The organism is Paenibacillus sp. FSL P4-0081 (assembly GCF_000758565.1).
GTDB classification, from domain to species: Bacteria; Bacillota; Bacilli; order Paenibacillales; family Paenibacillaceae; genus Paenibacillus_AQ; species Paenibacillus_AQ phytohabitans.
This window is the reverse complement of sequence record NZ_CP009280.1, coordinates 8,302,873-8,329,836: the sequence shown is the minus strand read 5'-3', so window position 1 is coordinate 8,329,836 and position 26,964 is coordinate 8,302,873. Positions and strand designations below refer to the sequence as shown.

The following is a 26,964-nucleotide window of genomic DNA, read 5'->3' as shown; positions in this document are numbered from 1 at the left end:
AAACCTGACCAGCCGTTTTTTTTTGGAATCTCCTAGGTTAGGATGATGACTATTCCTGTAAATCCAGGGCTCTCACAGTAGCTTGTTTTAAGGCATCCATCAAAATCAAATAGGGACGCGGACCGTAGCTGATGCGGGCAACGCCTAACGATGCCAGTTTCTGGAGAGGGGGTGAATCCGGGGAGATCATAACGTTAACAGGTAGTGAAGACTCCTGGCATAATTTCTCGATCAGCATTTCATTACACAAGCCCGGCACGAAGAATCCGTGAGCGCCGGCTTCGGCATAGGCGTGTGCCCTTTGAAGGGTAGCTTCCAGGTGAGTCTCATCATGCTCGTGGGCGGCGGTCTGTAAGAAGATATCGGTACGAGCATTAATAAAAAGAGGAATCGATGCCTCCTCAGCGGCTTCCCGCACAGCTGCGATACGCAAGACTTGCTCCTCTATGGAGTGTAGTCCCGGTTCATGGATCTTCCGATCTTCAAGATTGACGCCTACGGCTCCGCACCCGATGATTTTCAACACATTGTTCTTGATAATCTCCGGAGAAGGTCCATAACCGCCTTCTATATCAATGGTAATGGGCAGATCTACACTATTGCTAATCCGCTGAAGATTGGATAGAACGAGCTCGAAAGGAAGCTTCTCCCCATCATCGTATCCATGCGCTGCAGCTACAGACCAACTGCCGGTAGCAATAACCTGGCCCCCCGCTCCTTGAATAATTTGTGCACTTCCGGCATCCCAGGCATTGACGAGGACTAGCGGGCTGCCGCTTCTGTGCAATTCGTGAAGCTTCCGTGCCTGTTCAAGTTGACTTTTCATTGTATTGACCTCCGATTTTCTCATGATTTAGCAGCCATTCTTTGCGTGCGACTCCGCCGCCATACCCGCCGAGTTCGCCGCTGGTGTTAATTACGCGATGACAGGGAATGACGATGGCTATTTGATTGGCTCCATTCGCTTGTGCTACCGCACGATAGGCGGCGGGCTTGCCAAGCGCCAGTGCGATATCTGCGTAAGAACGGGTATCGCCCGGTGGGATTTTCTTTAGCTGTTCCCACACGCTCTTCTGAAAAGGCGATCCCACCAGATGGAGAGGCGTCTTAAATTCGGTTAACGTTCCCTCAAAAAATTGACTCAGTTCTCTCTCAATCGACTGAATATGGGGTGTCTGTCCGGGTATAATCGCCGCCTTCAATCTTGTCCTTAACCGTTCAACCTCGCGTTCCAGACCCCGGCGGTCTACGAACTCCAGGAGATACAGCCCACTGTCGTCCGCTACTGCCATCATGGGGCCGAGCGGCGTGTCCAGCCACGATGCTCTAAGAATAAGGCTATCCTCTAACCGAGTAGGCGCTGCGCCCATAATGCGGGAGAAGGCATCCCGGAATCCGCTGCTGGAATCATAGCCGGAGGCTAATTGTGTATCGATAATCTTCCCTCCCGACCGGATGCTCTTCAAAGCGAGTCCCATTCGACGGGACCTGGCGTACTCAACGAAGGTCATACCAAAGCGCTTTTTAAATTGACGGCGGGCAGTGGATTCATCAATGGATAGCTCTTTGAAGTCTTGTCCCTTCCAGCGCTTCTCCGGGTTCTGCTCAACGGCCTCGACAAGCAGCCGGACGATATCAGAGACATGATTCGGATGCGACAAGGGACGGCAGCGCTGACAGGGGCGGAAGGAGGCCAGCAGTGCCTGCTGCGCGGTCTCGTAGAACTCACAGTTATCATACTTTGGTTTCCTGGCTGGACAAGTCGGACGGCAAAATACCCCGGTGGAAGTGACGCCCACATAGAAGACACCTTCGTAGTCAGATTTTTTCTCGAGCAGAGCTTGATAATATTCGGCTTTACGTTCCTCATTATGGATCATGATCACACCTACATATTTAAGGATGAGATTAGTATACCCCTTGCTAACGATAGCCGTAGCCGAAAATCAGGCACTTATTTTGTATTCGAATGGGGACACTGGCTTTGTGCGTTTTGCTGCAGCATTAATGTCTCTCTTATTTTATGATTAATGGTAATGATTTGAAATTGATATTTATGAAATTCTTAAACATGAAAGGTTGATCCTACTTATGAATGACAACAACATCACCCGCTTAGCCCAAACGACAATAAGGCTTGTACGCTCTTTGCTGGTTGCCTTGATCGTTGCAATGGTGGCCAGCAGCCTTGCAGCCTGTAACAATTCCACCGTAGGTGAGACAGCGAGCGTGTCTGCGCAGCCGACTCAGAAAACGCCTGTGGTGACGCAAGCCTCCGGCAGCATCTATCTGTACGGTGAAGCACATGGCAATGCCAAGATTATGGACAAGGAGTATGAATTGTGGTCTGAACATTATCATAACGAGGGCATGAGACACTTGTTTGTCGAGCAGTCCTATTTCACCGCTGAATACTTGAACCTATGGATGCAATCTGATAATGACGAACTTCTGGAGGAAATCTATGACGATTGGGAGGGGACAGCGGGTCACACTCCATATACTAAGACGTTCTTTCAGAAAATAAAAAGCGAGTGTCCTGAGACGATTTTCCACGGCACAGATATCGGGCATCAGTATGATTCGACCGGCAGTCGGTTCTTATCTTATCTTGAGGCAAACGATCTGACAGGATCGGAGAGCTATACTTTAACAAAAGAAGCGATCCAGCAAGGGCAGTTATTCTACAGCAAGGAGGACGGCATATACCGGGAAAACATGATGACGGCAAACTTTATCCGTGAATTTGAAAAGCTGGGCAGTGAGAGCGTCATGGGCATTTACGGATCAGCACATACCAATCTTGATGGAGTGGACTATAGTACCCAATCCATCCCTTGTATGGCCAATCAGTTACAGAAGCACTATGGCGGCAACCTTCATTCCGAGGACCTCAGCTGGATTGCTAAAGATATTGAACCTACCAGAGTAGAATCCATCACCTTACAGGGCAAGAAGTATACGGCATCGTATTTTGGAAAGGAGGACTTGAGCGGGTTCAAGGATTACGCCTATCGGGAGTTTTGGCGGTTGGAGGATGCGTATGGAGATGTCAAAGACCTGCCACTGGAGGAAAATGTCCTTCCTTACGATCAATACCCAATGCTGATTGAGACAGGCCAGGTCTTTGTGATCAGCTACACCAGAACAGACGGTTCAGTGGAGACTGAATACCATCTGTCTAACGGAAAGATTTGGGAAGGCATGCGTTCAACACAACAATTCATTGCAGACTGAGCGGTTTTCATAGCTTTTCCATAAACATTGTTTTCATAAAATATTAGATAAATCTTAAAATTTATATTCAATAGTGATACACTAAGATCAGGATTGATCCCAAGCAGGTGTGTGGCCAAGTTATGCGTGCCAGAGCAGGAGTGCCTGCATCCTTCCTGCAAATCGTAGGGTAGAAGGACGGTAGAATATGAGCAACCAACAGACCAAAACAGACGTGATTTTAATTGGTGCCGGAATCATGAGTGCAACACTGGGTTCACTGCTTAAGGAATTAGTGCCTGATTGGAGAATCACTGTGTTTGAGCGGCGTGCGGGTGCCGGGGAGGAAAGCTCCAATGAATGGAACAATGCGGGAACAGGGCATTCTTCATTGTGCGAGCTTAACTACACCACGGAGCAGCCGGATGGATCTATCGACATTAGCAAGGCTATCAAGGTGAATGAGGAGTTTCAGTTCTCGAAGCAATTTTGGTCTTATCTGGTGAACAGCAGACGCATACAAGATCCGCAGGAATTTATCGTACCCGTACCACATATGAGCTTTGTCGAAGGACAGACAGACGTAACCTTTTTACAAAAAAGATTTGAAGCGCTTTCAGGACATCCGCTGTTTCAAGGCATGGAATTCTCCGCTGATCCGGTGCAGCTGATGAAATGGATTCCGCTGATGATGAAGAACCGGACACTCGGCCAGCCGGTGGCGGCAACCCGGATGGAGTCGGGAACGGATGTTAACTTCGGCGCGCTGACACGCATCCTGTTCGGCCACTTGCAGAGCAACAACGTCGATATCCGGTTCAACCATCAGGTTGAGGACCTTAAGCGCACGAAGGACGGCTCTTGGGAGCTTAAGGTGCGGAATGCCGGCAACGGCGCTGCTGAGCGGCATACGGCGAAATTCGTCTTCATCGGGGGCGGGGGAGGAAGCCTGCATCTGCTGCAGAAATCCGGTATCCCGGAAGGCAGAGGGATTGGCGGATTCCCGGTAAGCGGACTGTTTATGGTGTGCCGGAAGCCGGAAGTTGTGGCGCAGCATCATGCCAAGGTATATGGTAAAGCAGCGGTTGGTGCGCCCCCAATGTCTGTTCCGCATCTGGATACAAGGGTGATCGACAAGCAAGAATCGTTGTTTTTCGGACCGTTTGCCGGCTTCTCGCCCAAGTTTCTGAAGTACGGCTCGATGTTTGATCTGGTCACCTCCGTTAAGCCGGGTAATCTCGTCACGATGCTGGCGGCAGGCGCCAAGAATATGCAATTGACCAAATATTTAATCGGGCAAGTCATGCTGTCGAAAGAGCAGCGGATGGAAGCCTTACGGGAATTTGTCCCGAACGCCAAAAGCGGGGATTGGGATCTGGTCGTGGCAGGCCAGCGTGTGCAGATTATTAAAGATACGGCTGCCGGCAAAGGTACGCTTCAATTCGGTACGGAGGTGATCAGCAGTGCCGATGGCTCGATAGCCGCATTGCTGGGCGCTTCTCCTGGGGCCTCTACCGCCGTTTCTGTCATGCTGGAGGTCATCAGCAAATGTTTCCCGCAGCATATTGAAGCCTGGGAGCCGAAGATCAAACGAATGATCCCTTCCTACGGCCTGTCTCTGCAGGGCAACACAGAGCTCTTGAACAAAATCAATACTTTAGCAGCAGAGTCGCTAGGGCTGACGAATGGACCAGGGGAGTCTGTGCAGCAGATTAAGGTAAAGCATTCATAGGAGCAGGTGAGAACTTTCCCGGTGCGGAAGGTTCTTTTTTTGTGCGCGGAATTATTCCCTCGAAGCGTTGCAGGGTTTTTCTATTATTTATGGAAATATGTGAGTGCCTGGAATCAAGTTATTGAGGGAAAGAGGGAATGTAGCTGATGTCCAAGATTCAGTTAGGCCGTACCCGGTTAGCAGGAGCGGATGGCATTCGTGCGATCGCCTGCCTGTCCGTCATCCTGCATCATCTGTCACAAAAGCTGGCGATGCCCGCACAAAAGCCCTGGCTTCAAGAAGTACAGTCGGTTCTCTTGCTTGGGAACAGCGGGGTCAGCTTGTTTTTCCTGTTAAGCGGATTTTTGCTGTCGTTCCCCTTTTGGAGCGCTTACCTGGAAAATAAGCCGTATCCGTCCATCCGGACGTATGCCGTACGCCGCGCTGCAAGAATTATGCCCGGCTTCTATGTATCATTCCTGGTTTGTCTGTTGCTCGTATGGAGGCTGGACATTCCTACGGAGTACCTGTGGCGGAGAATCATAACGGGGTTCACATTTACGTCAGGCTTCCACTATACAACCTTTTTCCCGTCTGACTTGAATGGGCCGTTCTGGTCGATCAGCTTCGAGGTGTTTAGCTACTTGCTTATGCCTGTGTTTATGGCTGTATTGTTTGTGCTCGGCAAGCGGCGTTCGTTCGGAAAAGCGATCTTGTTCTGGGTAGCCGCGTTTGGGTTGGTGCTTGCCATAAACTCCCTCGTCCATCAGTGGTTTACGCCAAGCGGGCAGGGCCGGGGCTGGGATTATGGCCAGATTGGCGGTGCAAAATACTGGATGCCGAATTACAATCCGGTCGGATTCTTCGGCCACTTCGCTATCGGCATCCTGGCTGCTGGTATAACGACCGCGTTCATGCAGCTTGGTGTTAAGGTGGAGCGGCTACGCAAGCTTGGGGTGTTCGACGCAGCCGGAGCCGCCGCTTTGGGTCTTGCCGGTCTGTTGATCTGGCGTATGCGCCACCAGGGCGAATTTGACTTCAGCCTCCAGCACCAGCCCTATTACTTCCCGGCTTATGCCATTTTGTTCGGAATCGTACTGCTGTCAGCACCGTTCAGCGTGATCGTAGGGCGTTTGCTGGATAACCGCTTTTTCCGGTTTACCGCGAAGATTTCGTTCGGCCTGTATATTTGGCATTACTTGTTCATCACACTAATCGAGAAGTACGGCATAGCCGATTATCACTATTCCGGGATTAGGGATGTGTGGCGCTGGCTCGGCATCAGTGTAACCGTACTCGTCATCTCGTATGCGGCGGCGGCAGTCTCTTATTATGTCATAGAGCGGCCGTTCATCCATTGGTCCAAAGGCATGCCGTTCTTCCGGCGCAAGCCCAAGGATGCACCATCGGTTAGTGCAGCATAAGTCAGCTCTCATGCTGTGCTGCTTATTGTGCCCGTTGACTTTTGTCGAAGCCTCGTGATACATTGTGTATGTACGGAATACACAATTTATTGAGGAGGTAGGGTATGCTGGCATTAGATATTCGCAATTTAAATAAAAAATATCCGCACTTTCAGATCAAGGATGTATCTTTTCAATTGGAGAAGGGCTACATTATGGGGTTCATCGGGGCCAATGGCGCCGGTAAAACGACCACGATCAAATCGATCTTGAACATGGTTCATGTCGATAGCGGCGAGATATACATTCTTGGCAAGAATATCGCTGATCACGAGATTGAATTGAAGCAGGAAATCGGATGCGCATTCGGTGATATCGATTTCTATACACGCAGCAAGATCAAGACGCTGACCGATATTACCAGGAAGTTCTATAAGAATTGGAATGATGAAACGTACTACAATTATCTCAAGCGGTTCAAGCTGGATGAGAACAAAAAAATAGCGGAGCTGTCCCGGGGAATGAAGGTGAAGTACAGCTTGGCCCTTGCTTTATCGCATGGCGCAAAGCTGCTCATCCTGGATGAACCGACCAGCGGACTCGATCCGGTCTCCAGAGACGATCTGCTTGATATCTTTCAGGAGCTCATCATCGGCGGCGAGATCAGCATTCTTTTCTCTACTCATATTACCTCCGACTTAGAACGATGTGCGGATTATATAACCTTCATTGAACAAGGACAAATTATTGCCAGCTCCGAGAAAAATGAATTAAAGGAGTCCTACCGTTTGCTCAGCGGCAGTGAAGCCCAATTAAGCGAAGTGAAGGAGCAGTTGATTTCCTACAAAATCAACTCGTTCGGCTTTACCGGACTGATTCATACCAAAGACATTGATCCATCCTCCAGCCTGAGGGCAACCACGCCGAGTCTTGATGAAATCATGATCTACTTTGCGAAAAAGGAGAATGTATATGTATAATTTGGTGATGAAGGATTTGAAATTAGGCGTAAACCCGTGGTTCTTCGTATTACCCTTAATTATGGGGGGATTGATGCTTATTCCGGGTTGGGTCTACTTTATCGTCCCATTGTATTTCTGCTTCATAACGATACCGAACATGTTTGGCGGATTCAAAAGCCAGAATGATCTGATGTTCAGCACGATGATGCCCGTGACCAAAACAGACATCGTGAGTTCCCGGATAATCGTTGTCGTCATTCTTGAACTCATGCATCTTCTCGCTGCCATGGTCTTCAGTATATTTACGTTTCGCTTGTACCCTCATCTGACTTATATTTTCTATCCGCCGCATATGGGTTTTTGGGGCTTATGTTTCATCATGCTGGCGATCTTCAACATCCTATTTATATCCATGTATTACAAGACGGCGTATAAGTATGGCGCGGCAACGACCGCATCCACCACGGCTGCCATACTATTTGCCGGATTGGCCCAATGGGCCGGAATCCAAAGTCCCTGGGTAAATGACATTTTCTATGGCTCAGGGACTGATAATACGGCGCTGCAATTATCCATTCTGATCGCGGGTATTATCATTTTCATTGCATTCACGCTGATTGCCTATAAGATAGCGGTAAAGAGATTTCTGAAAGTGGAGATATTATGAATGTAACAATTTCGAACACATCGGAGAAACCGATTTATCAGCAGCTGTACGAACAGATTAGCGCACAAATTCTGAAGGGAGAGCTGGAAAGCGGCTATTGTCTGCCGCCCATCCGGCAGGCAGCCCTGGAGCTGCATGTTAGTGTGATCACCGTTAAGAAAGCCTGGGAAGAGCTTGAGCGAAGCAGTCTGATCAACACGGTAACAGGTAAAGGATGTTTTGTAGCCGAATTCTCGCAGGAGGAGATGCTGCGGATACGCAACGAAATGATCCTGAAGCAAATGGAGAGCGACACCTCCTACTACAAGTCCTTCGGCCTCACCCTGGATGAAGTGATGGGGCTGCTGAAGAAGATTTATTGACAGCTAAAGCCGGTATAAGCAAACGCACAAGCCATTCGCTTGTGCGTTTTGCTGTAGGCTGGAGCTATTGTAACGGAGGTGAATTCACAGTTATTCTACTGATTACGTGCTGGATAAGCTGAAGGGTAACTGGTATGGGATGACGCTGAAATAGCAGGCTGCTCATTGCTTCAAGCAGACATCATTCATGGATTTTGACATTGTCCAGTATCGTATTTCCCCAAACAGGGAGCAGGCCTGCCTCTCCCGTAAAGCGGCTTCCGGCTACCGAGCCGTCCTGAAAGAAAGCTCCATCAAAGCTGCATTCCTCGAACCGGCAATACAACAATAAGGCACCGCGAAAATTAGCGTTGGCAAAACGGCAGCGTGTAAAGGATACATCGTTCGCTATCACTTTACTTAAGTTGCAGCCTGTAAAATCGCAATTGTTAAACTCCTTGCTGATCCTGGCATTATTCAGCTTGGCTCCCCGGAAAGAACAGTGGCTGAAGGTATGAGTCACATATCTGCTATCCAGTTTAACCCCGTCAAAGCAACAATTTGTAAAGGTTGAGGTGTTCAAGCTTGCAGAATCATCGAAACGTGCATAAGACAGATCGGCATCCTGTACTGTAAGGTATTGTATGGTCTCAGTCAGGGTAACTCCCCGGTAATCATCAAGCCCTGCCTCATTTTGTCCATAGGGGGAGGATGGAAAAGAGCGGTCTTTTTGATGCAGATTAGGTTTGCCTGTAACAGCGGAGAGCAACCGGTTCACTTCATTAAGCTGGTCATCGTTCCATCTTGCAATGAGTGACTTCTTGTTCAACATAGATCCTCCTCTGATGCATAGCTCTTATGGCGATTATACGTAATAATGCTGACTTTGCCAAAAAAGGTAAAAAGAGCGCCATACAGTTTATATAATTAGTATGACTGTAGCCAGAGGCGCAGGATTACCTGTGGCTGGAAGGAGATTATCTATGAAGGATGCGTTAATGAAGCGATTGGAAGTTTTTCTCCACCGGGAGGATAACAGATCATTACTAGGTATTCCGGCGAGCCCAGAGGAAATCGTTAAAGCACAGCAGCAGCTGAATGTAAGCTTTCATGAGGACTACATAGACTTTATCAAAATGTTTGGGGGAGCATATGCAGGTCTTGCAATACATGCATTTTCGAATGGCTCTAGCCTCGGGAACGAAACAGTTGTTGATTTGACGCTGGGGTTCCGGGAGCAATTTAAGAACCATCCTTTTGCAGAGCTTCTAGCAACCTGTTATGTTATTTCCATGGATGGCTCCGGCGATCCGATACTCATTGACCCGGCAGGACAGGTTACTATCTGTTATCACGATAGCGGGGAGAGCAAGCTATTAGCAGACTCTTTCGAGGAATTGATCGAGGATAATTTCTATGAATGGTGATAACCAAGCTCGTCCTCCTGCTGGTTCGGTTAGAGAAGCTGGCAGTTATCCCATCGACCTGACAGGCCCCCGCAGTCACACTCTCGCCATTCAGCCTGGGGTGGGCAGTCTTTCCATCGGACCTGCGGAATTGGGGAAGAAGGCCGAGCTTCATGTTGAGCCTGACGCGCAGATCGATTGGACCGTATTCGATGCCTTCGCCACACCGGCCGGCTCGCCCTGGCCGCGATTTCTACACTATACAGGAGATAATACGGGCTTCTTTGACTGGGCGCAGGAACGTCCCGTTGAAGAGCTGACATGGACACCCATCCTGTCTGCAGACATGGCAGCAGACGCCAGCAAATCCTCTATTCACGGCTTGCATATCGTGCTGAAACCGTCCGGGGGGCACCTGACCCTGCGGCTTCCGGAGCGTGATTTCCGCCTGAGTGTGTCCGGTAATCTATCACACTTGTCGGCTACGGGCGGTGTGCCATCTTCTCTGACACTGGCGCCACGCACTAGCAGGCGCAAGAATGATGCTCCATTCTTGCTGCCCGGCCTGGGTGAATTGCACCAAGTGACAAGCCTGACGCTACAGAATGCGCCGCTGGGACAGCCCATCTCGCTGGAGTGTCTGGACCGGTTCCCGGGCCTTGACTCACTGAGTTTGTGGGGGAACTTCTGCGGCCTGGACCTGTTGGCCCGTCATGTCCGGTTAAGAAATCTGGAGCTGCGTTTCATGCCGGATTTGGGGGATTTGCCGCCCTTGAGTGCCTGGCCGCAGCTTAGCAGGTTTATAGCCTACAATGTGGAAGAGATTACGGGCAAGCGCCTCAAGCAGCAAATGAAAGCACGCGCTAACACCCGCCCGTGGACCGAGCATGCTTCGGTGAGCCAATTGCGAAAGCCGGAGTGGTGGACGGCCGAGTATGGCCGCCCGTTCTCGTCCTGGCCTAAACGTCTGGCCAAGCTGGCTAACGAAGCTTACAGCACTGCCCAGGCAGCGTTGGCGAAGGCCCGCAGCTTCCACGATGCAGAGGCTGCCATTACTGCTTTTACCGTACGCTTCAATACCCTCAAGGGTATCGAAACTACAGAACGCGAAGACCTTAGCGAAGCGGTATGGCAACTCAGCCAGTCTGAACATCAAATTGGCCAGCCTGTAACAGAGGAGATGGCCCAGCGCTGGTTCGATGCAGCGCGCGATTACTGAAGAATGAGGAAATGAAGGAGGGGTTCACCCCGTGGGGAGATCATTTGCAAATTTGCATATCAAGTCGAACAATCTTGAGAAGACTGTCGAGGCTTTAAGGGAGCTAAGCGAAGGGCATGCTTCAGTGTTAGGCAAGTCAAAGGACGAGGCTCCAGAGAGCAAAGTTGTCATGTATGTAAGCAAAAGTAATGAGAACTGGATCAGCGTGCTCCATGACTATTTTGTATGGGGTACGGTCAAGGAGATCGGCAGAACGCTGTCCCGGCTTACCCGAGAGCCAGTAATGACTGCCGGATATATAAATGAGGAGATATTCGAGTTGTCGTTGTTCGAGAATGGAGACATTCAGGCTGAAAGAATCTTTTGTGAGCAGTGGACGAGGGATGAATATGAACAACTTCAGGAAGAGCGCATCGATGATGACTACTTGCAGCGGGCGCTGGATATCCGCCATGAGGATTTTGACGGCTTTATTGGGATTACCAGCCCGGAACAAGCCGTAGATAAGCTGTCAGAGCTTGTAGGCATGTCTTTGTGGTGCGATTGGGAGTGGGTCCCGTACGAAGAAACGCTCGGAGAACGCTTCAAGAAATATGAATTTTGAAGGAGTGCCGGTGAATCAGATATGGACAAATGAAAGCATAGCGGATTATATAAATAGGAGGATCACGTGTGCGGAAAATATGGAAAAAACGGATTCTGATCAATAATCCGGCTACGCTGGACCGGATACAGATGGAGCAGGATTTGCGCAGTGGCAATCAGGTCATTGTACAGTTCTCACACCCCGAGTTCTATGGCACTATATTGGAAGAAGTGGATGAGCTTTGTGCGCGCTGGGATGAGAATTTCGGAGTTCGCTTCTATGCCCACTATTCGCTGTCTTTTGATTGTCATACGCTCTTGCGGGTCCCTAATGTCAAAATGCTGCACCTCGATAGCCTCACTCAGGCCCATCACACCGATGCCTTGGACCACTTGGAGCACCTGCGCAGTCTAAGTATAGGCATATACGAGCTGGAGAACCCGGAAATTCTGGGGCTTGATACGTTGCGCACTCTGAATAAATTAACCATTATGTCAGATAAAAAAACGCTCAACCTCCAGCATTTCAAAGAGTACTCCGATCTGGAGGAGCTTCATGTAGGGGGCAAGGTTAAAAACCTTGAGGCTATAGGTGATCTGGAGGACTTGAATTATCTCGCGCTGCATTCAGTCAGCAAGCAGCCCTTGCATTTCGTTAACCGGCTGAGGAAGCTGGAGCATCTGCGCATTCTGCTTGGAGGCCGGGAGAATATTCAGGAAATCGAAGAGAATACCATCGGGAACCTGGAGATCACCCGGGTCCGGGGATTTCATGATCTGACTAATATTGCAGCCTTTCAGGGGCTGGAGAGACTTGTGATTGAGGATCAAATTCAGCTGCAGACAATCAGCTTTGACCGGCAAATGAATGAACTGGAGGAGCTGTCGATCAGGAATTGTAAAGGCTTAACCCGTCTGACGGGAATGGACCAGCTACCTTCGCTGCACACCCTTCGCATTCTCGGAACAGCGATCAATTATGATTCCTTTATCCAACAGAAACTTCCGAATTCTTTATCTTCAGTGGAGTTTGCAACGTTCAAAAGTAAAGCAGACCGGGAAATACAGCAATCCCTAGCGGCACTGGGTTATCAATAAAGGGGGAAGTATTTATGTACATCGTATCCCGGCCTAAACCGCTGTCTGAGGGCCAGAACCAGGTGCTTGCAAAGGAAGCTGCTAATGTGTATCCACCAGCCTACCTTCGGTTCTTGCAGCGATTCGGTGAAGGGACTTATAGAGGGTGGATGAATGTCCAGTTTCCGGATGCGGAGGTGCTTAAGCCTTTTGCGGAGTACGGGTTATGGGAGCATGACGATGACAGTCCTATTACTGAAGAGCAGATTGGCGAGTGTATTGTTATAGGCACAACGGTGGATGGTGATTTTCTGGCCGTGCATCCCCGGATGGCCGGTCTGCTCTGGCTGCCCCGGCATGCGGAGCGCGTAGAGGCGATTTCCCTGCAGGCACGGGGGCCGGAAGATGAAGCGATGTACGTCTTGGTGCTGGACGAAATATATCGTCAGGTGTATGGGAGAAGCCAGGAGGAGCCCGTCTATTATGAACCGTGGACGGGTACCCGGAGCCATCACTTTCTGCGTTTACCGCAAGGGCAGGGACTGCTTACGCTGCCCGGACTGGCCGGATTATGCCAAAAGGAATTTCCGCCGGATCTGTCCATTGAGAATGCCTATGCCTGCTTCCTGTTCTACCGGCAGCTGGGCGGCTATGTACGATTAAATTATGCCTACCAGCAAGAGGTGGCCGTCTTCTATGAACAGGATGCAGAGCAGGCGTTTGCCGTTATGGAGCAGTGGCTCTTGTCGAATGGATGCGAAGCGGTTTCAGACAATAACTGATCATCCGGGTGCTGCCCGGCTAACGGAAAGGAGAGTCATGTCATGAAGCCGATGCAAGAAATGGAGTCGCTGGCGTTAGCGATTGCCGATGCTGCCAGAACGTCTTTTCGGACTCTTTTTGAAAATGGTGAACGTTACTATTACTGTACGCTATATACTACCGGCGAGGGACATGCGCCAAGCCTCTCCGCCTGGTCATGGGAGGCTTTGGAGCGGGAAGCAGCCAGACAAGGAGAAGAAAGCGGCGCGCCGGAAGCAACGATTGCGGAGCTCATCAAATGGTCCTACGCCGATTCACCCTATTGCAGCTACGGGGATGAGAACTTTGTCGGCGTCAAACAATTGTTTATGGAGCGCCCTTCCATCTGGGAGCTTGAAGAGGACGAAGGTAACCGCGAGTTTGATATGAGGCTGAAGGCGATGGAGCTGGCTATGAAAATGCTCGATGATCAAGGTGTTTTTACCTTGAATCAACCGCGGGAGTCCATATGCGTCCTTGTCGAGGTCATGCCGCCGGATAAGATCAATACTGAAATCGCCCTGCGCTTGAACCATGCGGATTCTCCGGCTATACAAGCCTGGCTGGCGGAAGCCGCCGAGTAGCAGCATCCGCTTCCGGCAACTCTAGCCGATCCCAAAGGAGGAAACATGATATGAGCCAAAAGCATGGAATAGACATGCTTGAGGAGCTGCGCTCCGAACTAACCGGATATTGTTACCGGATGATGGGGTCCATCTTTGAAGCGGAGGATGCAGTGCAGGATACCTTGCTCCGCGCCTGGCAGAGCTGGGACCAGATCCGGCAGGATTCTTCGCGTAAGTCCTGGGTGTACCGGATTGCCACTAATGTTTGCTTGGACAGGCTGAGGAATGCCAAGCGGCGGGCACTTCCGATGGATCTCTCTGAACCCGCGGCTATTATTAGGGAGCCCAGTGACAGCTTGCCCCGGAATTCCTGGATATGGCCGGCCCCCGATAACGCTACCGACCCGGCCAACATCGTGGTCAGCAGGGAAACCGTCCGGTTATCTTTTATTGCGATCCTGCAAATACTTCCGCCCCGGCAACGCGCTGTACTGATCCTGCTTGATGTCTTCCGGTGGTCGGCTAACGAGGCAGCACATGCGATGGGAATGACCACGGCAGCCGTCAACAGTGCTGTGCAACGGGCCCGGTCGGGTATCGCCCGGTCCAATCTCCGGTCCGAGGAGTTACAAGGGGGAGATGCCCAGGCAGATCAACAAGTGCTTGCAAGTTATATGGAAGCCTTCGAACAGTATGATATTGATGCATTGTTGGTTTTATTCCACGAGAACGGCAGCTTGTCGATGCCGCCATTTACGATGTGGGTTCGCGGCACCTCTAATTTGTCGTCATTCTACACTATTACACGCAGCCATTGTTTGGGCTCCAGATTGCTGCCGGTCCGGGCTAACGGGGATTGCCCTGCTTTTGCCCAGTATGTACCCGCCGGTCCGGATGGACGGCTGGTTCCGTGGAGCATTCATATTCCGGAGCTGAAACAGGGGAAGATCGCTCATATCCATCATTTCATTGATCCTGAGTTATTTGTGCGATTTGGATTACCGGCAGATTTGGACGCGAGGCAGAATTTTTCAATCGGCCGATGAGTTTGCGGCGGCCGGATCGTCTATACTAATGAATCACAAATGCGGGTTCAATCCAAACTCAAGGAGGAATAATCTTATGACGGTAAAACTTACCCCTTACATTACTTTGGAGGGCCGGGTAAAGGAAGCCATTCAGTTCTATGAACAAGCCATCGGCGCACAAGTCCTCTCTATGATGACTTACGGTGACATGCCGGACATACCCGGCACGTTCACAGACGATCTGAGGAGTCTTGTAGCACACGCCAAGCTCAAGGTTGGAGGTACGGAGCTTATGTTATCCGATGCTCCAGGCGGTTCGCCTGCTGGAAACGGAAAACGGGTTACCATCTGCATTACAACGAATGATGTAGAAGAATCCAAGCGGATCTATGAAGCCTTACGGCAGGAGGGCGAGGTCAATATGCCGTTTAAAGAAGAACCCTTCAGCCCGGGGTTTGGTGATGTAACGGATAAATTCGGCGTGACCTTTCAAATATATACGGAGCTTGAAGATTAAATTACGGATAATGAGCTGCACCCGATGAGGGTGCGGCTCTTTTTTGATAGTTGTGGGGTTATTCTTTGTGAAGTCTGAATTTACGTCAGGCGCATGTACACTGGGCATCCGCCCAAGCGCCTTCTCCGCGAATGCATATGATGATTATGCCTACTCACTTGAAAGGAGCGATCACATATGGGATTTTTTCCAACACCGGGAACCGGCGGCGGATTTCCGGGGATTCCGGGAGGACCAGGAGGACCTGGGTTTCCAGGTGGAGGTCCCGGCGGATTTCCGGGCACTCCGGGACCTCCGGGAGGCGGACCGGGAGGCGTTCAGGCGCCGACGTCCCCTCCGCCGCAATTCGTGCCGCAAATGCCGGTTACCACATTCGCCATCGACCCCGGAGGAATCAGACGATGCCTGTTCCGCAACACATACATTTGGCTGAACAATGGCGAGCAATTCTGGTTCTTCCCGATATTCGTCGGGCGCAGTTCAATTGCAGGGTTCCGATGGACCGGTTTCTTCTGGACGTACTTCGGCATTGATCTGAACCGGGTCAGCTCGTTCACCTGCTTCTAATAAGGCAGACAGCGGAAGAGAACAGCATAAGGGCTGTTCTCTTTGTTGCGGTACTTATATAATTGGCATATATATCTATAGCAGCACTGACCAGGAGGACGGTATGCAATTTCAACCCATGTATGAAGGCGGGGAATTATTCCTGCCGGAGATCGAATTCAATATGACACCGGGCCAGCCGGTTGGCATTATAACGGACTTGAAGCGGAAGCAGCTTGTAATGAATCAATTAGCGGAGCATGCCGGGTTTTATTTATTTCGGGTGCAGCAAGGCGAGTACATGCGTTTAACGGTAGAGGAGCTAATCACATTTTTAATTCATGTGTCGGAGAGGCAGGAGCATGCCGCTTCGCTCATGGAGTATTTTGCATTAAAAGAAGAACGGAAGGTAAAGATCAAGGATCTAAGCTCATCCAAAAGGATGTATGTGACCTTGCTGCGCGTCTTTTTTGCACATCAGCCTGCACTTGTCCTGGAGGAACCGTACTTTTATCTGGAAGAGCAGGACCGCCGTCAATTCAAACGGGTTCTGGATGACCTATCGGCAGACAAGCAGATTATAATCCTAACTTCGAATTTAGAGGATGCTCTGATTTCCTGTGATGTCATTTACCGGTTGAATGAGTCCGGATTCCATCCGCTCGATATCCGGGACTCCGAAGAGGACAAGCAGGATGTACATAAACAGGACGAGCCTAATATCACCTTGCAGAAGATCTCTACCAAACGCAATGACAAGGTGATTTTATTTAATCCGCCTGAAATTGATTTTATAGAAAGTGTAGAGGGTTCGATTCTTGTTCATGTGGGCGGGGAGAATTACGATTGTGCGCTGACGCTGACCGAGCTGGAGCAGAGGTTATTGAATTTCGGGTTCTTCAGGTGTCACCGCTCCTACATCGTTAATCTGCAAAAGGTAAGAGAGATTATTACCTGGACGAAGAATAGCTACAGCCTGCGGTTAAACACAAGCCAGGATGCCGTAGTTCCGTTATCCCGCTCGAAATTGCAGGAATTAAAGGCACTGCTGAACATTTAAATGGTACCATTCAGCCGGTTACAGCTACATTTCGGCGGGTTTTGATGGCAGGAAGCGTGCATTCTTTATATATTTATGCCATCAACGCTAAGGATGTGGAGTTCATGGAGGTTATCCAGGTAGAACGTGTCCGCAAGAGCTTTGGACCAAAGGATGCGTTAGCAGATGTATCCTTTTCTATTCCTAAGGGAGAAATTTTTGGGTTTCTCGGTCCGAGTGGCGCAGGCAAAACAACATTAATCAAGATTCTCACGGCACAGCTAAATCCGACAAGCGGACAGGCAAGTGTATTTAACCAGCCGGCGGAGAAGATGCGGCAGTCTGCCCAGAAGATGCGCTTCGGCATTCTGACGGATAACAGCGGCCTCTATGAGCGGTTATCGGTTGAGGAGAATCTGGAGCTGTACCGTAAGTTATACGATCTTCCCAAAGCTGCGGTCGATAAGGTACTGCAGTTTGTGAACTTAAGCGGGGAGCGCAAAAAGAAAGTTAATCTCCTATCGAAGGGGATGCGTCAGCGTGTTATGCTGGCCTGCGCGATTATCCATGAGCCGGAATTATTATTCTTAGATGAACCTACCTCGGCGTTGGACCCGGTGAACTCCGCGCATATTTATAAAGGCTTGCGCTACCTGAATGAGAAAGGGACAACGATTTTTCTGACTACGCATGATATGGCGGAAGCAGAATTGATGTGCAACCGTGTAGCCATTCTGTATCAGGGACAAATTCAGGTTATCGGCTCACCGAAGGAGCTTAAACGGCAGCACCGGAAGCATGCAGTTAGTGTTGACTTAACCAACGGGGAAGCTTATGAGCTTCCAATCGGTGGGGAAACAGCTGATCGGATCGCGGATTGGATGAAGCGGGGGCTCATTGACCGGATCGAGACGAAAGAGCCCAGTCTGGGTGATATTTTCATTAAAATGACAGGAAGTGAGCTGCTATGAGTATCTCATTGAAACGGGCCCGGGCGATATTTGTGAAGGATTACAAAGAGTTCTCGCGCAATTATGCGATCTCCATTATTCTGGTATTTCCCATAGTCTTCGCATTTCTTTTTCGAAGTGCAGGCTCAGCCTTACCTGGAGCGATCGGTTTTCTTCTGAATACATCGTTAGTGATCCTGACGAGTCTGGCACAAGCCTGCCTGATCGCAGAGGAGAAGGAGCGTAACACTTTAAGGTCATTAATGCTGACTCCGGCCACGACCATGGATGTTCTGATCGGAAAAAGCAGCCTGGTTTTTGTCATGTCCGCTGTTGTTCTGGCTATTTCAACGTATATATTGGGCTATGAGCCAGCTAATATAGGAACGTTTACGGCAGCAATCATTCTTTCGATTATTCTATACACAGCAGCCGGTACAATCTGCGGTTTATTCTCCAAGACGGTGCTTGAAGCCTCATTATCTGTACTCCCGGTGGCGTTCATATTCACCGGTGCACCCTGGGGAGCAGTACTGGCCAAGGATTACCCGGTCTTCAAGGTGCTGGATTACATGCCAAGCAGCCAGCTTGTGCATTTGCTGGGTCTAAGCGATACAGGATATACAACGGGAGATGTCTTGAAACCCCTTCTCATTATTTTGGCATGGACGGTTGTATTAACGGTTGTGTCGGTTGTTCTGTATGTGCGGCGGTTGAAGGACGAGTAAGGGAGCTCTGAAGGGACTTTAGCCAGCCTCCGGTGGGTCTTTGGTAGGGCCGAAACAAGCGGCCGGCTGAGACTATACGACGATTATTGTCCAGTTGCAGTTCTGATGTTGTCATAACGGGGCACGCTGGGTAATAAAGATGATTAGAACTTACGAATTTGGCTGAATTTGGAGCAAGAGCCAAGGAAACGGAGGGAAAGATCATGGCGGCACAGACAGTATCAGGCATTAGCTCCGTACAGCCCATAGCGGCCTATGGCGGTACACAGAGTGATGTCAGTTCCCTGGAGAAACAGCGCAACCAGCTGATGATGGAACTGGATAAAGTGAATGCGGCACAGGGAAGTCAGATGCAGACTCCGTACCGGCGGGAGCAGCTGCAGCGGCAAATCCGGCTGCTGGAGTCCCAGCTCGTACTGAAGAGCGGAAGCAGCACCCCTGCCAATTTCGTACCGGCATCTCCGCTTCAGGATCACCTCCCCCTCTGGCGCAATGAAGGAACGGGAGGCTTCAAGGGTATCGGTCTCACCGATCCCCGGACAGCGACGGTGGATGCGGATGGCCATTTCAACGCCTTAATTTAAGCTAGAGAGTGAAGGTGCGGCGAGCGTCTGGTGATGAACCGGGCTTGTCGCACCTTTTTTGTGTGAAGAGGCGGGCCTATAGGAATGGGAAAAAAGAGCGCAATAGACCGCGCTTCCTTGGCGGAGACGTCAGCCTGCCGGCGGCAACCGGATGAAGCTCTTCATACGTGGAGAGGGATTTACTGCCGGGCTTCTGCATCGTTTCCAGCGTTGCGGATAATTGCTTAATCATTACACGCATATCTTCAAGTTCAGCACGCTGCTGGAGCAACTGAATCGAAACCACCTCGTTTGCTTTCTGATCCAGTGCGTGTTCAATATACCCGATCCGGGACCATATTTTATTCATAGGGTCATCGTCTGTATCCGGGCTTAGCTTCTCTTGCAGCGGACCCCTTGGCAGGTTGTCCTTCGTGAGATCCAGATGGATGCCTTCCAGCGCTTCCCCCTGATTAATACGGTCTTTAATATGATTGAGCTGGCTGATCTCCCGCTTCGAGAAGGTATAGTGTCCAAGACGGTCCTTTGGAAAGAAATCGGGGAACATGGCCGCCCAGCGTTTGATCGTAGTCTGGCTAACGGACAGCAGCTCCGCAGCTTCCTTTGTTTTCAGAATTTCCATTTCAATCCCTCCAGTTTAGTAGTCCTTCTATGAGTAATTCGTTGTTCTTTGGCGGCCCCCTGCACAGGTGACAAAGGAAGTGCTGATTCGCTAAGCAAAGTGTTATTACGACTTTTCCTGCTCTCCAGAGAGCAACATCCCGCCAATCATCAGCGACGAGCGGTATCAACCGTTAGCGTGGAGCTCCACGGAGGCGGGCAAGCCGGGAACGTTTACCATTACTGATGTGGGATATGAGGCCGAGTACCTTCCCTCTGTGGCAGGCGCTGGACGCCGAATGATCACCTTTTAAATTGCTCTAAAGAGGCTGCAACCTATAGATAACTTCACAATCCTGGACAGTAAGAAGCTTATCACTTCTTATATGCCAGGGTTTTTTATGAGAGAATTATAGTATTCGTGCAACCCATTTTACGAACTGTCTACTATATAGATAAGAGCTTTTATAAGGAGAATAGCAGATGGAAGATCAGGCAATAGTCCACCTATACTTACAGCGTTCACAGCAGGCCATTGTAGAGACCAAGAATAAATACGGGGCTTACTGCAGAGTAATTGCCCGAAACATCCTTTCGAATCTCTCAGATATTGATGAATGTGAGAATGATACATATTTGGCTGCGTGGAATGCAATTCCGCCAACGATGCCCAGGAAGCTATCTGTATTTCTAGGAAGAATCACCCGTAATATAGCGCTTGATAGATATAGTTATAATACAGCCAAGAAACGCAACCGTCAGTTTGATGCCATTCTAACCGAACTGGAAGGATGCATAGCTTCCCCGGATACGGTTGAAGGTGAATATGAAGCGGGTGAAACCGCAAGCCTGATCAATGAATTTCTATATGGCATAGAGGAGCAAGCCAGAAATATATTTATTAGGCGGTACTGGTATTCAGATTCCATAGAGGAACTTGCTATGAGATTTCAGATGAGCAGCAGTAAGGTGAAGTCCATTCTTTTCAGAACAAGAAATAGGCTTAGAGTTCATTTAGCCAAGGGGGGAGTTCACCTGTGAAAAGAGAAGAGTTATACCGCGAGATCGGACTCATTGATGAAGATTTAATCGAAGCAGCCGGATCGGGCGGAGCGGAGAAAAGGAAGAAGGGCTTTTCTAAAAAATGGGTGGCTCTGGTTGCCTGTCTTGTACTCTATAGTTCAACCGCTTCTGCGTTATTAGCAACCGAATATTATAAGAAGCAGAACGCAGAGCCGTATATCCGTTATCTGAGAGCTGAAGACATGGAGTTACTGCCCGCTCCCAAGTATGATGGGATGAAATTTCTGCAGGCCCTCACAAGTGATAATGAAGAACATGTATATATTGCTATCAACCGGCTGGTGGAAGGCTTCAATGATCCAAGCTTAAGAGCAAAGGCGTTGAATAAACTTCAGCCGTTTGCACGAAATGAGAATCCCAAAATCGCCGATGCGGCTGCTTTTGCCATAGATATTCTCTCACAAAGTTACCGGAGTCCGTATATTGTTAAACTGGCAGACGGCAGTATGTTATTTACGTTATTTAATCATTATTCGGATTATGGAAGCCAGAATGTCCTATGGAGGATCAAAGACAATAAGCTGGAGGAATATTCAAGCTTCTCTGCACCCTCTATGTATATCACAGAGATGATTCCTTCCCCCGATAAGAGGTTAGTTGCGGTCGTCACCTGCTCTAATAAAAGTGAATTTGTGCAGATTATTAATGTGGAAGCAGGAAGAACCAGTCCGGAATTAATAGAATCCGCAAGAGTCAAATATGGGGCGGAGCAAGAAATAGACACATGGATCCGCCCGGATTATGAAAATTATAGTGATGCCAGTAACATCGTCTGGAAGGACAATGATACCTTGGAGTTCAAGGGTTCCCTGGCCTATCAGGATACGGAGATTATAGAGAATGTCAGTGTAACGTACCAGTTTAGCAGCAAGGTAATGGAAGTGACCAAACTTAACTAGTCTGCGCAATGCACTGAATATAAGAGAGCCGTGAGCCGCCTGTAAGGGCGGCCTTATATTTATCTATTTAAGGCGGCGGGTTAATGCCCAGAACAGCAAAGCCAGGGCACTGACCATTGCACCTAACAAGCATACTCCGTTCCAGCCTGAGTAAGCATAGATGCTGGTAGATGCGATGGACCCGGTGGCGCTGCCAATGGAATAGAAAATCATGTAACCGGCAGTAAGCCTGCTGCGTGCCTCCGGGTGCAAATTAAGAATCATGCTCTGGTTGGTGACATGCACAGCTTGTACTGCCAGATCAAGAAGGATAATACCTGCGACTAATGAGGGAAGCGAATGCTCCGTATAACTTATGGGCAGCCATGACAGAAGCAGCAGAATCAATGCAGCGCCAGTAGTCCTCTGCCCTAAACCCCGATCGGCAAGACGGCCTGCCCGCGCTGCTGCCAATGCTCCAGCCACTCCGGCGAGTCCAAACGCGCCAATTGCAGTGTGGGATAGAGACAGCGGCGGAGCGCTGAGCGGCAGCACCAGGGAAGTCCATAATATGCTGAACGCGGTAAAAATCAGCAGAGCCAGTACAGCGCGGATGCGCAGAATTCGCTCCTGTGCGAATAACGTGAACAGCGAACGCAGCAGCTGCAGATAGGACAAGGCTTCTCTTGAGGGCTCATCCTTGGGCAGCACCCGAAACAATACGCCAGCCATGATTAGTGTTAATCCCGCAGAGACCAGGTAGACAGAGCGCCAACCGGCTACATCCGTCAATACACCGGCGAACGTCCGTGCAAGCAGAATTCCAATAACGATTCCGCTGGTTACCACGCCCACGGTACGTCCGCGCTCAGCCGGGTCTGCCAAAGTTGCCGCGAAGGCAACCAGTGTCTGTGTGACTACGGCAAGCAATCCAACCGCAGCTATGCTTATGAATAACACCCTGCTGGTAGGGGCGGTGCCAACCACAATCAGAGCCAGGACGGATATTAGCATCTGTCCGGCGATCAGCCAGCGCCGGTTCAACAAATCACCGAGGGGCACCAGCAATAGCAGTCCAAGCGCGTAACAGACTTGAGTAATGGTAATAACAAGGCCAACGGAGGAAGGAGTAATCCCGAATTCTTGTGAGATAGCGTCCAGCAGGGGCTGCGCATAATAAATATTGGCGACTGCCAGTCCGCAGGCGATGGCAAATAAGAGCGCAACACTCCGGGACATTGGAGATACTGGAGCAGATTCGGATGCTGCATGCGGTTGTTCGACTACCTTTTCCAAAGAGACACCTCCTTAAATTCTATGTGGGCAAGAGATTTCATACTGAACGGTATAAAATAATCCCTGATAAATGTAACTCTGATAAATGATAACTGTCAAGATCTATTGCATAATCTCAATTAGATTGACAATGCAATCTGTGAACAATAGAATTATAATATACTGAACGATATGAAAAGAGGGGTTATATTGGCCCGGCAACGTGAATTTGATGAAGACAAGGTGTTGGATGCAGCGATGCAGCTATTCTGGGAGAAAGGATTCGAAGCTACCTCTTTGAGCGATTTGACTTCAAGAATGGGCATTCAGCGCCCCAGCCTATACTCCGCCTTTGGAGATAAAAAAGGACTATTCGAAGCTGCGCTGCGCAAATATACGAGTGCTCACGCTGCCTCTATCCGGGGTAAACTCCAGACTAATTCTTCTGTTAAAGAGGCATTCCGCAGTTTTTTTGAGAATCTGGTGGCAAAGGAATATGGGAAAGATCCGAACTGGGGATGCTTTTGCCTCAACTCGATGGTGGAGCTTGCGCCTCATGATGAGAAATTTGCGATCCTGACCAGAGAACATCAGATGTATCTCTCGGTAATCTTCCAGGAAACGGTTGAACGGGGGTTGCGTTCAGGTGAGCTTGATCCCGGCATTAACGCAAAGAGTCTGGCGCAGACACTGGTCATATCATTAATCGGACTGACTGTGTTCATGAAATCCCGGCCTGAGCGGGCCTTTGTTGATAATTCTGTCAGAGAAATATTGACATTGTTGAGATAGAATCATGAATAGGGGAATCTGATTAGAGGGGTTGGCTTAGAATGCTGCTGACGACTGAGGACCAATTAATTGGCGAGATCGCAGGCTGGCTGAGGAAGCATTTTGAGGCTGAGCTGCTGTCTGCCGGGCGTGTGAATCGCGGACTATTGAACGAGAAGTGGATCATCGGGACGAATAAGGGACGGCTATTCGCCAAAAGCTATCACCCCGGGCGGTTCAAGATGGAGGATCCGGAGTTTCGCGGCAAGATTGAGAATGCGCTGCAGCTGCAGCTCCTGTGGTATCAGTCGGGAGGACCGTGTCCCGAGCCGTTAACGCTGGAAGGGCGCTGCATGCACATCCTGCCCTGCGGAAGATACATGACCGTCATGACATGCTGTCCGGGTGCTATGGTACCCGCCGGCAGAATCGGTGAGCAGGGAATGCATTCACTCGGACGGGCTGCTGCGGATATGCATACCGTCTGGGGTGCCGCGGCGGCATCGGGGGTCGGGGCAGCAGTGCCGGCGGGTAAACCGGCCTGGCAGTTGTCGCGCGAGGAGATGGAGCTCGCCTGGGAGGTAAGCTGGGAGGCAGCCCGCGGCTCGTCCGGGCGTGTCCGGGACGCGCTGCAATTACAGAAGGCGGTTACTGATTCACTTGGAGATCATGACTTTATGCCTCTGACAGCGGGCTGGGCCCACCTTGATCTGTGGGCGGACAACCTGCTGTTCGAAGGGGATGCGCTGACAGCCATCGTTGACTTCGACCGGGCACGCTACTCGTTTCCGGCGCTGGACCTCGGGCGGGCGGTCCTCTCCGGCACACTCAGCGGGAGCGGATTCCGCAGGGATGCGGTTGCTGCTTTCGCTGAAGGCTACCGTAGTGTACACCCGCTGCCGCCGGGCGCTCTTTTGCGGGCAGTCAAGTATGTCTGGTGCATCGAGTCGCTCTGGTGGATCAAGCCGCCGCTCGATTCATCGAGCAGGGTCCCTGCCCGCTTTGCCGAAGAAATGATTCATACTGCGGAGCATTGGGATCAGCTTGATACACTTCTTGGGGATATTTAGCCTGCTGCATTCGTCTGATATGGGGAGGACATATTTGACGCCAGACCTTCATCCCCATTAAAAAAGCTTTCCACAACCCCCTCCCGGGCGATTATGAAAAGCTGTCTTACATACGGTGTTTATTACACTCCCCTAGAATTTCTCCGGGAACTGCTTGATAATGCCTGATGATAGAACATCCGCTAAATGAATCATATGGACCTCATTCTTGTCGGTTGCGGCAATATCTGCTTGCCAGTCTCCCTTGAGGCAGCTCAGCACAATGTCTGTAACTAACTGAAGGTGTGTATACAGCATCTCTTGCACCGCTTTAAACGGCCAGTTTGGATTCAATGCGCTTAAAAAAGTTGCAATCTCATCGGCATTCTTATGCCAATCGTCCTGCAGCTTCTTCACATCAGCCTGATTGCCTGCTTTGGCGGCTGCTACAATCTTGCCTGCAATCCCAATATGCTCTTTCAGCAGCTCCGCAAGCTTGTTGCCGGCAGCCTCCCCGTAATACGGTTTGAATACATCGCCAATGTCCTGCTGGTTTCTCAGCAGCCGGTTCAGTACGTCCTTCTGGTCCGGGTTATTAGAGATGGCACTGACAATATAGCTTCGCGTCCATATGGTATGGTCAATCCATACCTTCTGCATATCGCTTTTCAGCTGAACCATCTTGGGGCTGAAGCAAACCGCTTCTTTCTTGTCGCCAGCCTGTGCCTGTAGGGGTCCTGCTGCTTGCGTCAAGGTGAGCATGAGCACCAATGTTAACGCCAGCAGCCATTTGTTTTTCAAATTCATCTGCTCCTTTATGTGTGCGAATGAAATGGCTTGTATTATTATGGCTGAAGCGTGGGGTTATATGCAGAGAAGACTTGTCCACTCCTCTTTTTGCAAATAGTATAGATTCATAAGCGTCTCATTCTGAAGGGTCAGGCGGGTGGAGTTATGGGCCGCACTAAAAACGTCTTTGTTGGCATTGCAGTTATACTGATGCTTGTGGCGGCAGGGTTGATCATCAGCTACAATAACCCCAAGGCAAAGTATGAGATTTACCAGGATCATCGCGAGCTGTTTGCGGCTGTAAAAGATGAGACTGAGCTTCTTATGACCAGCCTGGATAACCGGAGTGATATAGGAAATACCTTTATCTATTCGAATAACGGAAATGCTGTGGGCCATCAGTTCCTGGATGGTGCGAATGCGGATCTGCAGGACAAGGTAGGACAGATTATTGCGGTATCAGAGGACAAGCTGAACTTTCTTAGGTACAGCAGACAGGATGGGAAGAGCCTCCTAAGGTTCGTGTTTGACTGGGAAGGCGAGAACGGCAACACCTATCATATCGTGTATTGTGACAGTCAGGATCTGGTCGAGAAGGCTTACAATGAGGAGCCTGCTAACTACAAGCTGGATCAACTGGCGGATGGCTGGTACGGGATAGAGATCAAGTGATCTTGCTCTGGGTAGGGTTAAATCCGGACCTGTCAAAATCAACCTCTTCAATAAATTCGATAATTTCCCCGTTAGGGCTGTGAACGAGCGCGTTCTTCACCAGCAACGGCGGTTCGCCAAGTGACAGGGTATCCGGTTCTACGAAAGTCCTTGCTCCGTGAGCAAGGGCTTTTTGATATATTTCCTCCACATTATCTACATAAAAGGCAAAATGCAATAACGCTCCGTGAGCTATCTCTTCTTCGGATGAAGCTTTCTTTCCCTGAGCAGGAATCACGGCATCGTTATCAAAAATTTCAAGGCAGGTTCTGCCGTCCGGTGAAATCAGCATCGAAGCTTCCTGGATGTGAAATGAGGGCAGACTCCAGTGATGGCCCCGCTTAAACCCCAGAACTCCGGTATAAAATGCAATAGTCGCTGTATAATCTCTAGCTTGGATCGCTACATGTGCCAGACCTTTTACGCCCATCTCATTACCGCCCCCTTATCTGATATAGGTTA

At 49.9% G+C, this 26,964-nt stretch carries 31 protein-coding genes; 24 read left to right on the top strand and 7 right to left on the bottom strand.

Annotation, left to right across the window (positions count from 1 at the left end):
- Positions 1–49: 49 nt before the first annotated feature.
- Both P40081_RS35620 and P40081_RS35615 read right to left on the bottom strand, forming a co-directional pair.
- Positions 50–826 (bottom strand): isocitrate lyase/PEP mutase family protein, encoded by a 777-nt coding sequence (locus P40081_RS35620; RefSeq protein WP_042140545.1) that lies wholly within the window; start codon positions 824–826, stop codon positions 50–52.
- A complete protein-coding gene (locus P40081_RS35615) occupies positions 810–1,880 on the bottom strand; it encodes a bifunctional transcriptional activator/DNA repair enzyme AdaA (RefSeq protein WP_197074313.1) in 1,071 nt (356 codons plus the stop codon). The genes P40081_RS35620 and P40081_RS35615 overlap by 17 nt, the downstream gene beginning before the upstream one ends.
- Before the next feature lie 211 nt (positions 1,881–2,091).
- Here P40081_RS35615 and P40081_RS35610 point away from each other — a divergent pair, with 211 nt between their 5' ends.
- The 6 genes from P40081_RS35610 (at position 2,092) to P40081_RS35585 (ending at position 8,321) form a co-directional block, all read left to right on the top strand.
- Positions 2,092–3,237, top strand: coding sequence for a hypothetical protein (locus P40081_RS35610; RefSeq protein ID WP_179093501.1), 1,146 nt, complete (start codon positions 2,092–2,094; stop codon positions 3,235–3,237).
- A 187-nt stretch (positions 3,238–3,424) separates the two neighbouring features.
- Positions 3,425–4,948, top strand: a complete 1,524-nt coding sequence (gene mqo, locus P40081_RS35605) for a malate dehydrogenase (quinone) (RefSeq protein WP_042140543.1) — start codon at positions 3,425–3,427, stop codon at positions 4,946–4,948.
- Positions 4,949–5,094: 146 nt separating this feature from the next.
- Positions 5,095–6,351, top strand: coding sequence for an acyltransferase family protein (locus tag P40081_RS35600; RefSeq protein ID WP_042140542.1), 1,257 nt, complete (start codon positions 5,095–5,097; stop codon positions 6,349–6,351).
- A gap of 104 nt (positions 6,352–6,455) precedes the next feature.
- A complete protein-coding gene (locus P40081_RS35595) occupies positions 6,456–7,310 on the top strand; it encodes an ABC transporter ATP-binding protein (protein ID WP_042140541.1) in 855 nt (284 codons plus the stop codon).
- Positions 7,303–7,959 carry an ABC-2 transporter permease gene (locus tag P40081_RS35590; protein WP_042140540.1) on the top strand — a complete coding sequence of 219 codons (657 nt, stop codon included), beginning with the start codon at positions 7,303–7,305 and terminating at the stop codon, positions 7,957–7,959. Before P40081_RS35595 ends, P40081_RS35590 begins: the two co-directional genes overlap by 8 nt.
- Complete coding sequence (locus P40081_RS35585; RefSeq protein ID WP_042140539.1) at positions 7,956–8,321, top strand: GntR family transcriptional regulator; 366 nt, start codon at positions 7,956–7,958, stop codon at positions 8,319–8,321. The genes P40081_RS35590 and P40081_RS35585 overlap by 4 nt, the downstream gene beginning before the upstream one ends.
- A 181-nt stretch (positions 8,322–8,502) precedes the next feature.
- Here the strand turns inward: P40081_RS35585 and P40081_RS35580 are convergent, their stop codons facing one another.
- A complete protein-coding gene (locus tag P40081_RS35580; protein WP_231575256.1) occupies positions 8,503–9,132 on the bottom strand; it encodes a pentapeptide repeat-containing protein in 630 nt (209 codons plus the stop codon).
- Between the two features lie 151 nt (positions 9,133–9,283).
- On the opposite strand from P40081_RS35580, the gene P40081_RS35575 reads away from it, so the two are divergent.
- From P40081_RS35575 to P40081_RS35515, 13 genes are all read left to right on the top strand, one after another.
- On the top strand, positions 9,284–9,727 hold the full coding sequence (locus tag P40081_RS35575) for an SMI1/KNR4 family protein (RefSeq protein WP_042140537.1): 444 nt from the start codon (positions 9,284–9,286) through the stop codon (positions 9,725–9,727).
- Positions 9,717–10,925: a hypothetical protein gene (locus P40081_RS35570; RefSeq protein ID WP_042140536.1), complete on the top strand. Its 1,209-nt coding sequence runs from the start codon at positions 9,717–9,719 to the stop codon at positions 10,923–10,925. Before P40081_RS35575 ends, P40081_RS35570 begins: the two co-directional genes overlap by 11 nt.
- A gap of 31 nt (positions 10,926–10,956) precedes the next feature.
- Positions 10,957–11,529: a hypothetical protein gene (locus P40081_RS35565; protein WP_042140535.1), complete on the top strand. Its 573-nt coding sequence runs from the start codon at positions 10,957–10,959 to the stop codon at positions 11,527–11,529.
- A gap of 68 nt (positions 11,530–11,597) precedes the next feature.
- Entirely contained in the window at positions 11,598–12,608 is a 1,011-nt protein-coding gene (locus tag P40081_RS35560) for a hypothetical protein (RefSeq protein WP_042140534.1), read from the top strand.
- Between the two features lie 14 nt (positions 12,609–12,622).
- Positions 12,623–13,369, top strand: a complete 747-nt coding sequence (locus P40081_RS35555; RefSeq protein WP_042140533.1) for a hypothetical protein — start codon at positions 12,623–12,625, stop codon at positions 13,367–13,369.
- A gap of 42 nt (positions 13,370–13,411) precedes the next feature.
- Positions 13,412–13,972: a DUF4303 domain-containing protein gene (locus P40081_RS35550; protein ID WP_042140532.1), complete on the top strand. Its 561-nt coding sequence runs from the start codon at positions 13,412–13,414 to the stop codon at positions 13,970–13,972.
- Positions 13,948–15,000 (top strand): sigma-70 family RNA polymerase sigma factor, encoded by a 1,053-nt coding sequence (locus P40081_RS35545; RefSeq protein WP_269323286.1) that lies wholly within the window; start codon positions 13,948–13,950, stop codon positions 14,998–15,000. Before P40081_RS35550 ends, P40081_RS35545 begins: the two co-directional genes overlap by 25 nt.
- A 76-nt stretch (positions 15,001–15,076) precedes the next feature.
- The gene (locus tag P40081_RS35540) at positions 15,077–15,499 is read left to right on the top strand and encodes a VOC family protein (protein ID WP_042140530.1); all 423 of its coding nucleotides are present in this window, start codon (positions 15,077–15,079) and stop codon (positions 15,497–15,499) included.
- A 177-nt stretch (positions 15,500–15,676) separates the two neighbouring features.
- On the top strand, positions 15,677–16,066 hold the full coding sequence (locus P40081_RS35535; RefSeq protein ID WP_042140528.1) for a hypothetical protein: 390 nt from the start codon (positions 15,677–15,679) through the stop codon (positions 16,064–16,066).
- Between the two features lie 103 nt (positions 16,067–16,169).
- The gene (locus P40081_RS35530; RefSeq protein ID WP_042140527.1) at positions 16,170–17,105 is read left to right on the top strand and encodes a LytTR family transcriptional regulator DNA-binding domain-containing protein; all 936 of its coding nucleotides are present in this window, start codon (positions 16,170–16,172) and stop codon (positions 17,103–17,105) included.
- A 104-nt stretch (positions 17,106–17,209) separates the two neighbouring features.
- Positions 17,210–18,055: an ABC transporter ATP-binding protein gene (locus P40081_RS35525; protein WP_042141821.1), complete on the top strand. Its 846-nt coding sequence runs from the start codon at positions 17,210–17,212 to the stop codon at positions 18,053–18,055.
- Entirely contained in the window at positions 18,052–18,762 is a 711-nt protein-coding gene (locus tag P40081_RS35520; RefSeq protein ID WP_042140526.1) for an ABC transporter permease, read from the top strand. Before P40081_RS35525 ends, P40081_RS35520 begins: the two co-directional genes overlap by 4 nt.
- Positions 18,763–18,965: 203 nt before the next feature.
- The gene (locus P40081_RS35515) at positions 18,966–19,346 is read left to right on the top strand and encodes a hypothetical protein (RefSeq protein ID WP_042140525.1); all 381 of its coding nucleotides are present in this window, start codon (positions 18,966–18,968) and stop codon (positions 19,344–19,346) included.
- 76 nt (positions 19,347–19,422) lie between these two features.
- Here P40081_RS35515 and P40081_RS35510 read toward each other — a convergent pair whose 3' ends face one another.
- Positions 19,423–19,968, bottom strand: coding sequence for a MerR family transcriptional regulator (locus tag P40081_RS35510; RefSeq protein ID WP_042140524.1), 546 nt, complete (start codon positions 19,966–19,968; stop codon positions 19,423–19,425).
- A 461-nt stretch (positions 19,969–20,429) separates the two neighbouring features.
- Here P40081_RS35510 and P40081_RS35505 point away from each other — a divergent pair, with 461 nt between their 5' ends.
- The gene (locus P40081_RS35505) at positions 20,430–20,987 is read left to right on the top strand and encodes an RNA polymerase sigma factor (RefSeq protein WP_042140523.1); all 558 of its coding nucleotides are present in this window, start codon (positions 20,430–20,432) and stop codon (positions 20,985–20,987) included.
- On the top strand, positions 20,984–21,928 hold the full coding sequence (locus tag P40081_RS35500) for a hypothetical protein (protein WP_042140522.1): 945 nt from the start codon (positions 20,984–20,986) through the stop codon (positions 21,926–21,928). Before P40081_RS35505 ends, P40081_RS35500 begins: the two co-directional genes overlap by 4 nt.
- Positions 21,929–21,991: 63 nt before the next feature.
- On the opposite strand, the gene P40081_RS35495 is transcribed toward P40081_RS35500, so the two are convergent.
- Positions 21,992–23,146: an MFS transporter gene (locus P40081_RS35495; protein ID WP_081970592.1), complete on the bottom strand. Its 1,155-nt coding sequence runs from the start codon at positions 23,144–23,146 to the stop codon at positions 21,992–21,994.
- A 246-nt stretch (positions 23,147–23,392) separates the two neighbouring features.
- Between P40081_RS35495 and P40081_RS35490 the strand changes: the two genes are divergently transcribed.
- Together P40081_RS35490 and P40081_RS35485 are read left to right on the top strand one after the other, a co-directional pair.
- Entirely contained in the window at positions 23,393–23,974 is a 582-nt protein-coding gene (locus P40081_RS35490) for a TetR/AcrR family transcriptional regulator (protein ID WP_042140520.1), read from the top strand.
- Positions 23,975–24,015: 41 nt separating this feature from the next.
- Complete coding sequence (locus P40081_RS35485; protein WP_042140519.1) at positions 24,016–25,023, top strand: phosphotransferase; 1,008 nt, start codon at positions 24,016–24,018, stop codon at positions 25,021–25,023.
- Positions 25,024–25,155: 132 nt separating this feature from the next.
- Here P40081_RS35485 and P40081_RS35480 read toward each other — a convergent pair whose 3' ends face one another.
- Positions 25,156–25,803 (bottom strand): glycosyltransferase, encoded by a 648-nt coding sequence (locus P40081_RS35480; protein WP_197074312.1) that lies wholly within the window; start codon positions 25,801–25,803, stop codon positions 25,156–25,158.
- 153 nt (positions 25,804–25,956) lie between these two features.
- Between P40081_RS35480 and P40081_RS35475 the strand changes: the two genes are divergently transcribed.
- Entirely contained in the window at positions 25,957–26,463 is a 507-nt protein-coding gene (locus tag P40081_RS35475; RefSeq protein ID WP_042140517.1) for a hypothetical protein, read from the top strand.
- Here P40081_RS35475 and P40081_RS35470 read toward each other — a convergent pair.
- Complete coding sequence (locus P40081_RS35470; protein WP_042140516.1) at positions 26,456–26,932, bottom strand: VOC family protein; 477 nt, start codon at positions 26,930–26,932, stop codon at positions 26,456–26,458. The genes P40081_RS35475 and P40081_RS35470 overlap by 8 nt on opposite strands.
- Positions 26,933–26,964 lie beyond the last annotated feature (32 nt).